The sequence below is a fragment of the Paludisphaera borealis genome (assembly GCF_001956985.1).
GTDB classification, from domain to species: domain Bacteria; phylum Planctomycetota; class Planctomycetia; order Isosphaerales; family Isosphaeraceae; genus Paludisphaera; species Paludisphaera borealis.
This window is the reverse complement of sequence record NZ_CP019082.1, coordinates 7,374,050-7,389,043: the sequence shown is the minus strand read 5'-3', so window position 1 is coordinate 7,389,043 and position 14,994 is coordinate 7,374,050. Positions and strand designations below refer to the sequence as shown.

Genomic DNA, 14,994 nt, shown 5'->3' with positions numbered 1-14,994 from the left:
ACCCTCGGTGTGCGCGGGAAGCCCCTACGTGTGCAACCCAAACGCAAACCGCTCTAGCCGGCGATCGCCCGCGCCTCCGCGCGCATCCAGACGGCCGCGATCGGCGTCAGGATGAGAAGCGGTTCGACGACGACCCGGAACCCGACCAGCCACGGGCCGCAACGCTCCAGCATGTCGCCGGTCTCGGCGGCGAGGTGGGCCAGGTACACCGTCGCGAAGAGGAGGCCGGTCGCCAGCTCGATCAACGGGTAGCGAATCGAGATCCGCCCCCCGCAGTCGCGACACGTGCCCCCGAGGAAGATCCAGCCGAGCACCGGCACGTTGTCGCGCGCCCGAATGCTCGACCCGCAGCAAGGGCAGGACGACGGGGGATTCAGAACGCTTCGCCCGCGCGGGACGCGGTAGACGCAGACGTTCAGAAAGCTCCCCACGCACGAGCCGACCACCATCCCCAGCGCGATCAGAGTCGCGTGATGCACGAACGTCACGCTCCGCCTCCTCTACGGCCCGCCGGGATCGGCGCGGAGATGGCCGAGGTCGAGCAAATGCAGTTGATACGCCACGAGCACCACGTAAAGCGACAGAAAGATCGGCAGCAGGAACCGGACCCGGAAGCCGGTCGCGAACAGTCGGTAATCCTGGAAGACGACCAGGAACGGCAGGCCGACGGCCGTCAGCACATACTTGCCCAGCAAGAACCACAGCGGACCGTATTCGAGCAACCTCCGCATCAGCGGATTGACCTCCTCGCTATTGGTGTCGAGCAGTTCAATCGTGAGCACGCCGTCGAGCAACGTCAGGCCCAGGACGCCGACCACGAGGGCCAAGGTCCGGGCGGGGAACCGATCCAAGAAGTAGATGTCCCCCTTGTCTTCCTCACGACGGACCCGGGCGCGGCGGCCTCCCAGGCGGAACGCGTCGAGAGGTCCGGTCGGGCGTTGTCGACGCGTTCCGCCGCGGCGATCGCCAGGTTCCGCATTCGTTTCCAAAACGCAGCCCTCCTCCATTGCGATTCTAGCTCATCTTCCGGGCTTCAGGAGATGATGAGCATGGCGTCGCCGTAGCTGAAGAAGCGATAGCGCTCGCGGACGGCCTCGGCGTACGCCCGCCGCATCAAGTCGAGGCCGGCGAGGCTGCTGACGAGAACCAGAAGACTGCTGCGCGGCAGGTGGAAGTTGGTGAGCAGGACGTCGACGGCGTGAAACCCATGTCCCGGACGGATGAAGAGGTTGGTGCGCCCTTGAAACGGCTGGATCGTTCCCGAGGCCGAAGCCGTTTCGAGCGTCCGGGCCGAGGTCGTGCCCACGGCAACGATCCGTCCACCTCGCGCGCGCTGGTCCCTCAGAATCGCCGCCGTCTCGGCGTCGATCTCGGCCCATTCGGCGTGCATCACGTGCGCGTCGAGCGTCTCCGCCTCGATCGGGCGGAACGTACCCACGCCGACGTGCAAGGTGACCTCGGCCGTCCGAACCCCGCGCGCCGCGAGCCGGTCGAAAACGTCGGCGGTGAAATGCAGGCCCGCCGTCGGTGCCGCGACCGAGCCCGGCCGGCGCGCGTAAACGGTCTGGTAGGCGTCGTCGTCGTCCGGTGCGGCGATTCCGCCACGGATGTAAGGGGGCAGGGGGGGCGGCCGTGGCGATGGAGCAGGGCCAGGGGCGAGGCGTCGGCCTCGTCCTGGAGGATCGGCCGGACGATCCAGCGGCCGTCGGCCTCCCGCGATTCGAGGACCAGCGGCAAACCTTCGCCGACGACGACCGTCTCGCCCGCGACCGGACGGCCGCGCGTCTTGGCCAGGATTTCCCAGGTGCCGTCCGGCCGCTCGTCCAGAAACAACCCTTCCCATTTTCCCTGGGTCGCCGCGCGTCGCCCGATCAACCGCGCGGGGAGGACCTGCGAATTATTCCGCACGAGGAGGTCGCGGCTATCGAGAAGCTCGGGGAGTTCGTCAAAATGGCGATGGGCGATCTCCCCGGTGCGGCGGTCGACCACCATCAGCCGCGACGCGTCGCGGGGCTTGACGGGGTGCTGGGCGATCAGTTCGTCGGGAAGCGTGAAGTCGAAGTCCGAGGTCAGCACGGCACGCGCGCCCTTTGCTCTGAGGACGGTCTGGGTTCGATCCAGGTAACGGAAACGGAAGCAGTTCGATTCGATGTCGAGTATAGCGTGCAAAGCCTGACCCGACGCCTGGAGTCGGCCCGCCTCGGGCCGCGGCCCGCGCATCCCGTGCCGATCGCCCTGGCGATCACCGACCTCGACGTCGGCGGTGCCGAGCGGGCGCTTGTGAACCTGGCCCTGCGGCTCGACCGCCGGCGATGGGCGCCGGTCGTGATCGGACTGAGCGGCGACGGAGCCCTGGCCGAACCGGTCCGAACCGCCGGAATCCCGTGTGAGTGCCTCGGGCTCGATCGCCGACGGCCGTTGCGAGGCGTCGCGCGGTTGGCGAGCGTCTTGCGACGCTATCGCCCCGTCCTGGTTCAGAGCTTCATGTTCCACGCCAACCTGGCGGTTCGACTGGCCTCGCCCTGGGCGGGACGACCGTGGGTCGTCGGCGGCCTGCGCGTCGCCGAGCGCGAGAAGCGCTGGCACCTCACGCTCGATCGACTTACCAGCCGACTCGCGAGCGGCTCGGTCTGCGTCTCGGAAGGCGTGGCGCGATTCAGCCGCGAGGTCGGCGGCCTCGACCCCGATCGGCTGACGGTCATCCCCAACGGGATCGACCCCGCCCCGTTCGACGCCGCCTCCACCACCTCTATATCTATATCGCGCGCGAGCCTCGGCGTCCCCGATCACGCCTTCCTGGCGCTGACGGTGGGCCGACTCGATACGCAGAAGGGGCTGCCCGATCTCTTGTCGGCCGCCGAACAGGTCGCCTCGGCCCGCGCGAACTGGCGGCTGGCGATCGTCGGCGACGGCCCCCATCGCGAATGGCTGGCCGAGCAGCTTGCGACACGGCCACGGCTCGCCGACCGCGTCCAATGGCTCGGCCAGCGGACTGACGTCCCCGGGCTGATGCGGTCGGCCGACCTTCTGGTCCACCCCGCGCTCTGGGAAGGGATGCCCAACGTCGTGCTGGAAGGCATGGCTGCCGGCCTCCCCGTGGTCGCGACCGCGGTCGAGGGCTCGGAAGACCTGGTCGCGCCCGGGCGGACCGGGTGGCTGGTCCCCCCCCGCGATCCCTCGCGGCTCGCCCGGGCGATCATCGAAGCCGTTGACGATCCGGAACACGCCCGCGCCCTGGGTCGGGAGGGCCGTGCTCGCGTCGAAGCCGAGTTTTCGATCGCCCGAGCCGTCGCCCGGTACGAAGCCCTCTGGTCGGGCCTACTCGGTTACGAAGCCGTCGCTCCCGCCGACGATTGACGTCGCCCCTCGTTCAGCGAAGCCGAAGCCGAGGTCGAAAAAAAGAGGGGCGCCTTGGGTTCCGGAAGTGGAACTCACGGCGCCCTTGAGACTTAGATTAGATGATAAGGGGCTGCGGCTTAGTTATGCCTGGTTGGGCTTGGGCTATTAGGGACAGGCGTTATTTGTCTATTATGGTCGCTTAGGGTCGCTATTACTTGCCTATCGATCGTCGTCGTCGTGTCCGCCCTACGAACGGCTACTTTACGAGATTATAGCGACGATTCATGCGTGCGGTCGCGGATGGGTGGCGTGGGGGGGGGCCGAACCCATCGAGCCAATGCGTCGTCAATTACGCGTTGGCCATGGTCCGGACGTTGGCCGCATCGATCCGCCGCGACAAGCTGGGCTCGTCGCGGAGGATTTCAGAAAGTGCGAGCATGCAGTCGAGCGGGTTGAACAACGCCGTCGCCTGGTTCTGAATCGCCCGGTGAAGGGTGCGGGTGAAGGCCGGGCTGAGGGCGACCCCACGTTGAGCATGGATGATGCCATCGTTGGCACCGACCAGCGAGATCCAGAGCAAGGCGCGGTTCTCGGGCGACGGATGCGAGGCCGGCACGGCGCGCGATTCGGGGTGCTGGAGGTGCCAGCCGAACGGCACGGCGTTCCACTCGGCCGTTGCGCCCAGGCGGTACGCCAGGAGGAAGACCGGCGACCCGCCGACCAGCGCGAACTCCGCATCGCCCAGGCGGACGTCCTCGACGATTCGAGGATGAATCGTCGAGGCGAACAGCGTCAACTGGTGCCCCTCGACGCCGAAACTGTACTGGACGCCCACCGGCCACCGTGAACGCCCAGCGATGAGCGGCTCGCCAACCCGGTAGGAAGGAACTCGCGGGCGCTCGACGAGCGAGAGCCCTTGGCGAGATGTGGTCCAGAACAACCCCTGCATGTGGTCTGAGTTCATCACGGCATTAGCCTCGGCGGGGGGTTCGACTGTTGATCCGACGCCGCATTCCGGCCGCCTGATGCGAGGCGGGCTCGCTTCTACGGGAAGGTTCCCGTCCCACGATCGAGAAAATCATCCCGCGATCACGCCTCCGACTCCCCGACCCGAGGGCGCACGACCGAGATCCGAAGCACGACGCGCCGGGTGAGTGCAAGCATATGATGGCCGCTGAGGGATTCCCTCGTCGTTTGCGTGTGCATATGCTGCTTGTACCCGACTGAAGCGTGATAGCAAGACGGCGCTTCGAGAATAAAGACGCCGCCGGCCGCGGGAACTTACACGTTCAGGCTCATTTTTTCCGCACGGGGCCACGATTCGCCCAGGAGACTCGATTTATAGTGGATTGTGACGACCACCCACAAGGTGTTGCGAATTTGCAACACGGGCTGGGGCAAGATGCCTGAAATCGACGAGGTCGGGCGTCGCTAAAGTAATCCCGTCACGGCCCTCGGACCTCGAAACTAAGATTCTCGCAGCGTGGCTCGCCTCGGCGGTCGGCAGTCTTAGGGGTTTAGGACTTCGATACGATTTATGTTGATTTGATCCCGCCGTAAGAGGCAGGGAAACATGAGATTTGTTTGCAGGCATTCACGGAACGCTGGATTCACTTCGCCAGGCTTGAGGAGTGGGAGGGGGTGACGCCGCGCCGATCCGGCTCGGCTGCTCGCCGGAGCGTTTCCTTGAGGCTCCATCGGCGATCGGCGGTGCGACCTGGGGCTGCTGTTCGTGCTCGCCCCTGGGCGAGTTGCGCCGTTCGCGCGGTTCGGGGGCGGCGGACCGGTCGCGCGGCGAGAGAATTCCCGACGGCTCGCCCAGGAACCCCGGCCGGCCGGGGTTCCTGGGCGACTTGGGCGGCAGGCCGGCGGATTGTCGGGGGGCCTGACGGTTGGATCTCACGCTTAATTCGGTTGGCGCGGCCGGCGACTTTCTTATGAAGGCTCTTTTATCCAGTTCGCAATTGATTTTTTTTGAGGGAGATGTATCATTCTATTCAGTGCCATTCCATCGGACTCCGCGTTGTGATGGAATCCACTGCCTGATTCATATCCGAATTGATAGTCCGACGCTAGAAGTGAGATGATCCATGAACCTGGCGAAGCGAATTCGCGATCTGCGTTACGCAAAGGGGTGGGGGCCCGACGAACTGGCCAATCGGGCCAAGATTTCGCGGACCGCCCTGTACCAGATCGAGCGTGGCAACACCAGCAAGCCGCAGGCGGGGACCCTTCGACGGATCTCCCGAGCCCTTGGGGTGCCGCTGGAGATCCTCTTGGATTCGACTCCCTTGCTGGCCGACAGCGGCGAGCCCGAAGAGTCGATGGCGATGACTTCGGTCCATTCGCCAAGCGCGTTCCTCTCCGCGGGGGGCGAGCGCTCGCTGTCGGGCGAGCGGGCCGACGAGCTGATGGAGAAGTTTCGACTCCTCCTGGGCTCTCCCCTGGCCGATGGGGTCGCCCGGATCGTCGAGGAGTCGTTCCGGCTCCTGCCGATCATTCCGCCCCCGGCGGCCAGCGAGACGAGTCGCTACGTCTCGGCCCTCGACGTCGAAGCCCCGAGGCGAGGTCGCGGACGCCCGCGCAGCCCGTCCGAATAATCGACGGCTCGTCGTCCCAGCCTCGGCTCGTCCCTTGTCCTGGAAGCCCCTTCGACGTTTTTCCTCCGGATGGAGCCGTCTCGGTTCGCGCACGGACCGAAAACGTCGAGTTTTTCACCCCACGAGACGAGCCAAGGAGCCTCTGAGCCAACGCCTCTCTCATCCCCTCGATCGTTCGACGTCCGCACAACGCGCCGCTAATCCGATACAAATGAACACTCCGGCCGTGCGTTCAGGCGGGGCCGGTCGTTCGCTCCACGTTCATCGAGCGAGTCGATCGTCGCCCGGCCGGACGTTCGCTCTGCGCGCCGTCGTCCGCCGGCCTCGCCGTGCGTCGATCGCCGCATGCGCCGACCGCCTTTGCCGGTTCGAGCCCCCGGGACGGCCAGTCGGCTCGTGATTGACGGATGGTTAAAAATTTCGTAAAATCAACGGCGATTGCGATTTGGGGAAAGTTACTACAAAGTGGGAGGCATCGGTGACGAGACTCAAGCGGGCGACCGCATCCTACAGCGTGCACCCAAGCGTCGCGATGAAGCAAGCCTGGATCGCGGGCCTGGCGGGCAAGACCGGCCGGGCTCTCGAAGAGTGGATCGAGCTTGTCCATGAGGACGGCCCCGACTCCGAGCGCGAGCGCCGCGCGTGGCTGAAGTCGGAGCACGGCCTGGGGACCAACGGAGCTTGGTGGATCGCCGAGCTCGCCGAGGGCCGCGGCGCGGAGGACGGCGATCCGACGGCCTATCTGAAGGCGGCCGGCGGCTACGTCGCCTCAATGTTCAGCGGCAAGACGTCGGCCTTGCGGCCGATCTGCGACAAGATCCTCGAACTATGCATGGCGCTCGGCGACGACGTTCGGATCTGTCCTTGCAAGACGGTCGTCCCCCTCTATCGCAAGCACGTGTTCGCCGAGATCAAGCCGGTCGGCGGCGTTCGGATCGACCTCGGCTTCGCGTTGCAGGACATGGAGCCGACCGGCAGGCTGATCGACACCGGCGGCTTCGCCAAGAAGGACCGCATCTCCCACGTCGTCCCGATCCGGACTCTCACGGACGTGAACGCGGAAGTCAAGCGATGGCTTCGGTGGGCCTACGATCTCGACGCCTGACGGCCGCGCGACGGTTCAGACGACCGTCCTTTTTTCCGTCGCCGACGAGGCGGCGCCCCATCAACAAGCCTCTCAGCCCCATGGCTCGACGGCCGTACTGAGAACCAACATCTCGCCCTTTTCCTTCAGGCCCTCGTACAGGATGTTTCGGCCTGAAGGCGTGGGCGGTCGGGCTGACCTTGTGGCGCCGGGACGCCCTCGGCCAAGAACCGGTCGCCAAGCTCGACGAAACATTGCTTGAGTTCCAAAAGGTTGCTCGCCCGCTCTCCCGGCGCCGCCGTGAAGGCACCCACCTTGCGCCGGGTTTCGAGAGTTCCCACACGTTCCCGCTCGGCGTAGATCCTGGCCGCCGGACCATCGTCGGCGGTTTGTAGTGGCGTCGGTCTCGGCATTGAGCCCAGAACAGCTTGGTTTACTTGGCGAGTCGGCCGATCCATAGTGAAGGGTTGGGTGGAACTCCCTCGCGTTGCGATCAGCGGCGGGCTTCCGGGCGAGGGGTTGGGTCGTCGGGTGGTCGCGAGCAGGGGTCGGGCATGGCGGAGTCGGTTGATCGTATCGTGGATGTGCTCGTCGTCGGAGCGGGGCCCGTCGGCCTGAGCCTGGCCTGCGAGCTGCGTCGTCAGGGCGTCGAATGCGTCCTGGTGGACGATGACGACGGGCCGACGCCGATTCGCGAATCCCGGGCGCTGGGGATTCACGCCCGGACGCTGGAGGCGTTTCAGCGGCTCGGCGTGGCCGACGCGATGGTCGCCGAGGGGCGCCGTCTGAACGGGCTGAGCGTTTACAACGGCCTGACGCGGATCACCGGCATGCGGCTGGCCTTCGACCTCGACGACACGAGGTATCCGTTCGTGCTCTGCCTCCCGCAGTCGCGGACCGAGCGGATCTTGATCGATCGGCTTTCCGAACTGGGGGGCGGCGTGACCTGGGGGACCCGGCTGGCGTCGTTCACGGCCGACGACGACGGCGCGACGGCCGAGTTGAAGAACGCCTCGGGCCAGACGAGCCGGATCCGCGCCCGCTGGCTGGTCGGCTGCGACGGTTCCCGAAGCGCGGTCCGGCATGGGTTGGGGCTCGCCTTCAAGGGGGGCGATTACGAGCAACGCTTCTTGCTCGCCGACGTTCGGCTGGATTGGTCGAAGCCCGCCGACGAGATTTCGGTGGTGTTGACTCCGGGGGGGCCGCTCGCGAGCTTTCCGTTGCCCGAGGCCGGCCGCTGGCGGCTGGTCGACACGACCGGGCTGGTCGAGGCCGACTCCTCCGATGCGATCGTGGCCCGATTTCGAGAGCTGGTGAACCGCCATGCGGCTCCCGAGGCGACCGTCGATCAGCCGTCGTGGACGTCGTCGTTCGGCATCCGCCGGCGCGTGGTCGATCGGTTCCGGAGTGGACGATGCTTCGTGGCCGGCGATGCGGCTCACTTGCACAGCCCGGCGGGCGGGCAGGGGATGAACACTGGCGTTCAGGACGCCGTCAATCTCGCCTGGAAGCTCGCCCTGGCGGTTCGCGGCGAGGCGAGCGCGGGGCTCCTCGATTCGTACGACGCCGAGCGTCGGCCGGTGGCGCTGGCGGTGTTGCGAGGCACCGACCTGATGACCCGGGTCGTGACCCTGCACAATCCCCTGGCCCGGGGCCTTCGGAACGGTCTTTTCCGCGTGCTCTCTCGCCTCGGCGTCGTGCGTCGGAAGGCGTCGCTGGAGCTTTCCGAGCTGGCCGTCGGCTATCGCGACAGTCCGATCGTCGCCAAGGACGCTCCCGGCTGGTTCATGGCGCTCCGGCAAGGGGGAGGCACGGCGTTCAAGGCCGAGCGTGCGTTTCGACGCGGCCCTCGAGCCGGCGATCGCATGCCCGATCCCCCGATCGGGACGTCCGACCCGGCCACGGGGAGGGAGCGGCGGCTGTCGGACGTCGTCTTTGAGGGCGGCCTCGGCGGCGGGCACGTTTTGCTCGTCTTTCAGGGGACCGAGCCCGAATCCGGCGCGTTGGAGGTCGAATTCCTCGCCGAGGAGTTCGTGTCGCCGCGGCGGGTCGGTCGAATCCGGCCGATCCTGGTCGAGCCCAAGCTCCCGGTCGAGCCCTCGCCCGCCTGGAAAGGGCAACGGCTGGCCGATCCGACCAACGCGCTGCATCGCCGGTTCGGAGCGGTCGGGGCTTGTCTCTATCTGATCCGTCCCGACGGCTACATCGGCTATCGTGGTCAACCGCTCGATGCGTTCGCCTTCCGCGAGTATCTCAAGCGAATTTTCCGCTGAACCCTGGCCGTCGGCAAGGCGTCGTATAATAGACCTTGATGTATCGGCGTCGTTCGTGACCGTTCTCTGGTGCGACGAAATCCGCGAAGGGCGTTTCAAATGAACGCCGTCCGAGGCGTGGGCGACTGGATCGGCGATCGGTTCGAGATTTTCGCCGTCCACGAGGGGGGCATGAGCCTCGTCTACGTGGTCAACGACCATCTCGGCCACGGCGAGCAGTCGGTCGTCGCGCTCAAGACGCTCAAGGACGAGTTGCTCGGCCATCGCGTGCGACGGTCGCGGTTCGCCACCGAATGCCGCCTCTGGGTGCAGCTCGGCCAGCACAAGAACATCGTCCAGGCGCACGCGGTGGAGATCTTCGGGTTCAAGCCGTACGTGATGATCGAGCTGGTCCGAGGAGGCGACCTGTCCGCCTGGATCGGCACGCCGAAGCTCGATCTGCCGCAGGCGCTTCGGTTCGGAATCCAGTTCTGCAACGGCATGGAGCACGCGTTGCGGCAGGGCCTGCACTGCCACCGCGACGTCAAGCCGGGCAACCTTCTGGTCACCCAGTCGGGCGTTCTCAAGATCACCGATTTCGGCCTGGCCCGGGTCTGCGAGGAGATGATCGCCGTCCGCTCCGAGCTGCCCGACGGCTCGATCCCGCTCGACGATCGCGTGCAGCCGCCGCAGCGCATCGTCTGGAGCGATTCGCGCGACCAGACGGTGAGACCGATCGGCTCGGGCCCGGCTTCGTCCTCCCTCGCGTCGAGACCGTCGCGCGACGCGCCGCCCGTGCCGACGACGGTCGACAAAGAGACCTCGGAGGAGGAGTCGCCCGCGACGCAGGGCGGCGAGATCGCGCGTCTGACCCACACCGGCGCCAAGCTCGGGACGGGCGCTTATATGGCCCCCGAGCAGTTCCGCGACCCGGCTTCGGTCGACGTTCGCGCTGATATTTATGCGTTCGGGGTCGTCCTTTACGAGATGCTCACCGGCGAACTCCCCTTCAAGGGGAAGTCGCTGGCGGCGCTCGACCGCCAGCATTCGTCGCAGCCGTCCCCGTCGGCGGCCTCGGCGGTCCCTCGCCCGTACAAGCGGCTGGCCGGCGACGTCGACGCGGTGATCCAGCGCTGCCTGATGAAAGACCCCGGCCGGCGCTATCCGACCATCCTCGACCTCCGCGCCGCGCTCCGCGACGTGTACGGTCGGGTCACGGGCAAGTGAGTCGGCGTCGGCGCGGTCGTCGGGCGAGCGGGGGGGCGTGCGCCTCCCGCCCGCCTTTCGGAAACGAACCGGCGTGGGTGGGGTGAAGGTAGGTCAGGCGGAACGCTGCGACCAGGCCGAGGCGCGGCCGCGACGGCTGGAGAGCCACTGGCGGGCGATGGCGAAGTCGTCGAACGGGACGACGCGGTCGGCGAAGATCTGGTAGGCGTGCCGTCCCTTGCCGGCGACGAGTACGGCGTCGCCGCATCGGGCCTCGGCCAGCGCGGTCTCGATGGCCCGCTTGCGGTCGGGCTCGACCTGGACCTTGCCCGGGCGATGGAAGCCGCCGAGGAGGTCGTCGAGGATCTGGTCGGGGTTTTCGGAGCGGGGGTTGCCGAGGGTCAGGACGACCCGGTCGGCGGCCGACTCAGCGACCTCGGCGAGCGCCCGGCGGGTGTTGCGGTCCTGGTCGCCCTCGGCGCTCAGGACGAGGTGGACCCGTCCCGCGGCGACCGACCGGACGGCGGCGAGGGCCTGAGCCAGCGGCGTGGCCGTCTGGGCGGCGTCGATCCGGACGTCGAAGTCTTGCCCCTCGTCGACGGCTTCGAGATGGCCGGCGACGTTGGCGAGGTTTTCGAGGCCGGCCACGACGGCGTCGCGGTCGATGTGCAGGGACCAGGCCAGGGCCGCGGCGGCCAGCGCGTGGCTGATGTGCCGCTCGCCGACGAGCTGGAGGTTGATCGGCACGGCGCGGTCGAAGCCCTGGAGGATGAACCGCGAGCCCGACGAGTCGATGCGCTCGATCGCGGCGGAGACGTCGACCTGGCCGGGACGCTTGACGCCGAAGCTCACGCGGCGGGCGTCGAGGTTGAGCGCGCCCAGGATCTCGGCGTTCGGGTCGTCGTCGTTGACCACCGCCGCGCCGCCGGGGGCGATCTTGCGGAACAGCTTGGCCTTCGCGCGTCGCTTGCGGAGCGAGACCTCGGTCGGGAAGCCCAGCGGGAGAGTCAGGTCGGTGGCGACGGCCGCCTGGAACGAGACCCCCTCGAAGCATCGAGAGTCGATCGCGTCGGCGGCGACCTCGATCACGCCGGCCTCGCATTCCTGGTCGACCATGTACGACAGGATCGACGCCAGGCCGGCGGCGCCTCCCGGCCAGAACCCGGGCCGGGCGCCTCGTTCGGCGGTGTTCGGGCCGACGTGGTCGAGGCTGCCGCCGAGCGGCCGCGTGGTCGCGCCGTCGGACCAGCCATTGCCCCCCACGAGGCCGCACCGCAGGCCGGCGGCCTTGAGGATCGAGCGCACCATCAGGCTGGTGACCGTCTTGCCGTACGTGCCCGTCACGCCCAGCGTGATGAGCCGTTCGGAGGGATCGCCGGCCAGTGCGTGGCAGATCCGAGCGTGGGCCGCCCGGGCGTCGTTGACGACCACCTGAAGCCTTCCGGCTTCCGGGCAGGGCTGTTCAACCACCACGCCCGCCGCGCCCCGGTCGAGCGCCTCGCGGACGAAGCCGTGGCCGTCGTAACGGGGGGCTCGAACCGCGACGAACACCTGGCCCGGATCGAGCCGTCGGTGATCGTCGGTGCAGCCCGAGACCTCCCAGTCGGGACATCCCACGAATTGCGCCTCAGGGAGCAGCCGTCTGAGGCTCACCGAGGGGATTCCCCGCTGAGGCAGACGATCGACGAACCAGCGTGCCATTGGCATCGCCTCCTTGCCTTGCCAGCCAGCCGTGTTCCGTTTCACCCCCGCGTCCGGCCCTCGGCGTCATTCCTTTCCGCCGCAAGCTGGTCGCGCGCCCCGTCGCGCCTGGCCGACCGGATCAGACCGATCAACCGCTTCGTTCGGGGCATGGGGTCGGCGTCATCGCCATCGACCCGTGCCGTTCGATCGACGCTATTCCATGCGATTCGTCCTGATATCCAGTGGGAGTCGAGACGCCTAGCGAGGCTCTCGGCGGGATGTCTCAGCCTCGCGGAAGGTGCATCGCCAGCAGGTCGCGGCATTCTTGGCGAACCCCCGAAAAAAGGCAATCCCAACACGCCTGAAATGCCGATGAAGACGGGTTCGGCCCGGCGAGCGGAAGCGGCGGGCCGCCGCGGCGAGCGCGCACGAACTCGAACGCCCCGCCGTCCTTCTTCGACGTCGTCGCGTTCGAGCGTGTCTGCTTTGGAGATCTATCGCGTTGCCACGCTCAGCCGGCTTGCGACGAAAGGGCCGATGCGCCGGCGCCGGCGGCGTGGGGCTTGGCATGACGCTGGAGGGACGTCTCGCCGTGCTGATCGATCTCGTCCCGGCTCACGCGAAGCAGCGTCCAGCCCAGCGAGAGGACCAGGAGCAGGGCGGGGACGAACAGGTTGCCCCAGGCCTGAGCGTACAGGGGCATGGGGATCGCGAGGGCGGGGATCAGGAGGATCGTGGCGAGCCAGGCTCGCTGGAGCGTGCGGCGGCGGCCGGCGGGGGCGGGGTGTTCGAGCACCTCGTTCAGGGCGACGGTGATCGGGTAGATCAGCCAGACGAAGGCGTAGTTGAACGAAAGCGGCGAGAACATCACGATCAAGAGCGTGATGAGCGCGAATTCCAGGGCGTCGGTCCGCGCGGTGCGGCGGCGGGCCGGGGGCATGGCGACGACGACGAGCAGCGAGAGGCCGAGCATCGCCGAGAGCGTCACCAGCGTGACGGTCCGGAAGTCCAGCGACGCCACGTTGACCCGCCAGGCCTTCTTCAGGTCGTCGGCGGAGCCCTCGAAGAGCTTGTCGAGATTGGCGGGGCGGGCCGGGGCGGTGAGGATCGTGGTCAGGTCGATCGAGCCGTCGGCGTGCAGGCCCATCTGCGCCCGCTCCTTGCGGAAGTTGTTCGTGCGCCGCGAGAGGACCGCCTCGCCGTCGGCCGGAACGTCGCGGAGGAACCGATGGGCCAAGGCCATGATCGACTGGTTCTTGTAGCTGTACGACCGGAACGGCCGCTGCGCGATGCCCTGCGAGTTGTAGGTGAAAAGCATGCCGCCGGTCCAGACCTTGACGTCGCGGACGGCCTGGGCCGGCGTGCGGAACGGCAACGGGACGATCAGGAGCCACGCGGCGAGGGCCGCCACGGTGGCCGCCGAGGCCCGCCACTTGCGGCGATAAATGAAGTACCCCAGCGCCAGGATCGGAAACGCCTTGATCGCCGCGCTCGTCGCCACGAGCGCGCCGGCCCAGCCGTCGCGACCCTTCTGGAGGCAATAGAAGGCGGCCAGCAGCAGCGTCAGAAGCGCCATGTTCGGCTGGCCGAGCATGTACGAGTTGTGGATCAAGGCGACGATGCAGAGCGAGGGAACGACGTAGAGCAGGGGGTTGCGGCCCGACGCCTTGCCGCCGGTCGCCAACCGGACCGAGAGGACGATCGCCCCCAGCCAGGCGATCGAATGCGCGAGCGTCAGCAAGGCGATCGTGCCGGACTCGCCCACGAAGCTAACGTAGCCCAGCAGCGCCGCGGCCGACGGCGGATACATGAACGGAAAGAGCCGGCCGGATGTCGGATCGGGGTAGATGTCGTACCCCTGCCGCAGCGCCGCGCCCACCTGATACCAGAGGCCGTAATCCTTGTTCGGCCAGCCCCGGACCACGTTGACGAGGGGAGGGGCCGAGAAGACGACCATCAAGACGCCCAGCAGACCCAGCAGCCAGGGCTGAAAGCGTCGCGACGCGGCGGCGGCGACCGCATCGCCGTCGACCTGGTCGCGGCGGAGGCGGCTGGAACGGTCAAGGTCGGCTCCCGCGTCGGGCGTGTCCATGGGGGTCATTTCCGGCGGGCCTCCCGCAAGGCGAACGGGACGGCGGCAGCGCGAGGCCAGGTGCGTCGCGGCCGACTCATCCGTGAGCGATTGTTGCCGATTCCGTTCTCGGGCCGAAGCATCGACCGGCCCGCGCGGCTTTCCCGAGCGCCTGGCGCTCTCCATGGAAAGCCCGATTCGGCCGAATCGTAAACCAGGAGCAGGTTTTCGAGAACGGCAGTTTTTGGGGCGGGGCGACGCCGGGCTCGGAGGCCTCGGCCCGCTGATCCCGGCGTCCACCCCGCCCTCGCGGAATTGGCTTCGATCGTCTCAAAACACGCCCATCGACGGCCCTCGGATCGGGTGGTTGCAGCCCCGGGTCGAGTTCCTCCCCGGCCCTCCTCGCCCGCCTGTCGACCCCCGGCGAATTGGGTTCGTTCGATCCCCGAAATCGGCGTGTCGAAGCCGCTTAACTACTTTTGGATTATGGGCTTGGGTGTGGTCTTGAACTTGGCTTCGCTCGCCCGGAAAACCGCCGATCGCCGGGCCCGCGATTGGGTTCGTTCGTCGCGATTTCGGGCTTCGTCCGATCGAGCCGAAGCCCGGTCGACCGCCTCGGGGCATTGGGTTCGTTCGCGCGTTTTTCCCCTGCGCGGCGGCGCGCCTCTCACCCACCAACAGCCGGATTGCCAAAGACCCTGAGCGGATTCCAAGAATCCACCATTATGAGTTTACAACCGTTCGCCCGTCTTGTTTGGG

General features: G+C 67.5%; 11 protein-coding genes and 1 pseudogene. 5 read left to right on the top strand and 7 right to left on the bottom strand.

From position 1 onward, the window contains the following. Window positions 1-53: 53 nt before the first annotated feature. The 3 genes and pseudogenes from BSF38_RS28570 to queA form a co-directional block, all read right to left on the bottom strand. Window positions 54-488, bottom strand: coding sequence for a prepilin peptidase (locus BSF38_RS28570; RefSeq protein WP_076350402.1), 435 nt, complete (start codon window positions 486-488; stop codon window positions 54-56). 12 nt (window positions 489-500) lie between these two features. Next, a complete protein-coding gene (locus tag BSF38_RS28565; RefSeq protein WP_145952375.1) occupies window positions 501-989 on the bottom strand; it encodes a DUF5658 family protein in 489 nt (162 codons plus the stop codon). A gap of 44 nt (window positions 990-1,033) precedes the next feature. Next, window positions 1,034-2,220, bottom strand: a pseudogene (queA, locus tag BSF38_RS28560) (tRNA preQ1(34) S-adenosylmethionine ribosyltransferase-isomerase QueA). Between queA and BSF38_RS28555 the strand changes: the two are divergent. Beyond that, window positions 2,164-3,357, top strand: coding sequence for a glycosyltransferase (locus tag BSF38_RS28555; protein WP_076350400.1), 1,194 nt, complete (start codon window positions 2,164-2,166; stop codon window positions 3,355-3,357). The pseudogene queA and the gene BSF38_RS28555 sit on opposite strands and share 57 nt — an antisense overlap. Before the next feature lie 331 nt (window positions 3,358-3,688). Here the strand turns inward: BSF38_RS28555 and BSF38_RS28550 are convergent, their stop codons facing one another. Then, entirely contained in the window at window positions 3,689-4,306 is a 618-nt protein-coding gene (locus tag BSF38_RS28550; RefSeq protein ID WP_145952374.1) for a hypothetical protein, read from the bottom strand. Window positions 4,307-4,933: 627 nt separating this feature from the next. Beyond that, the gene (locus tag BSF38_RS31030; protein ID WP_145952373.1) at window positions 4,934-5,242 is read right to left on the bottom strand and encodes a hypothetical protein; all 309 of its coding nucleotides are present in this window, start codon (window positions 5,240-5,242) and stop codon (window positions 4,934-4,936) included. A 187-nt stretch (window positions 5,243-5,429) separates the two neighbouring features. Here BSF38_RS31030 and BSF38_RS28545 point away from each other — a divergent pair, with 187 nt between their 5' ends. From BSF38_RS28545 to BSF38_RS28530, 4 genes are all read left to right on the top strand, one after another. Then, window positions 5,430-5,939: a helix-turn-helix domain-containing protein gene (locus tag BSF38_RS28545; protein WP_076350398.1), complete on the top strand. Its 510-nt coding sequence runs from the start codon at window positions 5,430-5,432 to the stop codon at window positions 5,937-5,939. 478 nt (window positions 5,940-6,417) lie between these two features. After that, window positions 6,418-7,044 carry a DUF5655 domain-containing protein gene (locus BSF38_RS28540; protein ID WP_145952372.1) on the top strand — a complete coding sequence of 209 codons (627 nt, stop codon included), beginning with the start codon at window positions 6,418-6,420 and terminating at the stop codon, window positions 7,042-7,044. Between the two features lie 533 nt (window positions 7,045-7,577). Then, window positions 7,578-9,296: an FAD-dependent monooxygenase gene (locus BSF38_RS28535; RefSeq protein WP_076350396.1), complete on the top strand. Its 1,719-nt coding sequence runs from the start codon at window positions 7,578-7,580 to the stop codon at window positions 9,294-9,296. A 99-nt stretch (window positions 9,297-9,395) separates the two neighbouring features. Further along, the gene (locus BSF38_RS28530) at window positions 9,396-10,502 is read left to right on the top strand and encodes a serine/threonine-protein kinase (RefSeq protein ID WP_076350395.1); all 1,107 of its coding nucleotides are present in this window, start codon (window positions 9,396-9,398) and stop codon (window positions 10,500-10,502) included. 93 nt (window positions 10,503-10,595) lie between these two features. On the opposite strand, the gene BSF38_RS28525 is transcribed toward BSF38_RS28530, so the two are convergent. Both BSF38_RS28525 and BSF38_RS28520 read right to left on the bottom strand, forming a co-directional pair. After that, window positions 10,596-12,182 carry a Mur ligase family protein gene (locus tag BSF38_RS28525; RefSeq protein ID WP_076350394.1) on the bottom strand — a complete coding sequence of 529 codons (1,587 nt, stop codon included), beginning with the start codon at window positions 12,180-12,182 and terminating at the stop codon, window positions 10,596-10,598. A gap of 493 nt (window positions 12,183-12,675) precedes the next feature. Continuing rightward, window positions 12,676-14,256, bottom strand: coding sequence for a glycosyltransferase family 87 protein (locus BSF38_RS28520; protein ID WP_076350393.1), 1,581 nt, complete (start codon window positions 14,254-14,256; stop codon window positions 12,676-12,678). Between the last annotated feature and the right edge of the window lie 738 nt (window positions 14,257-14,994).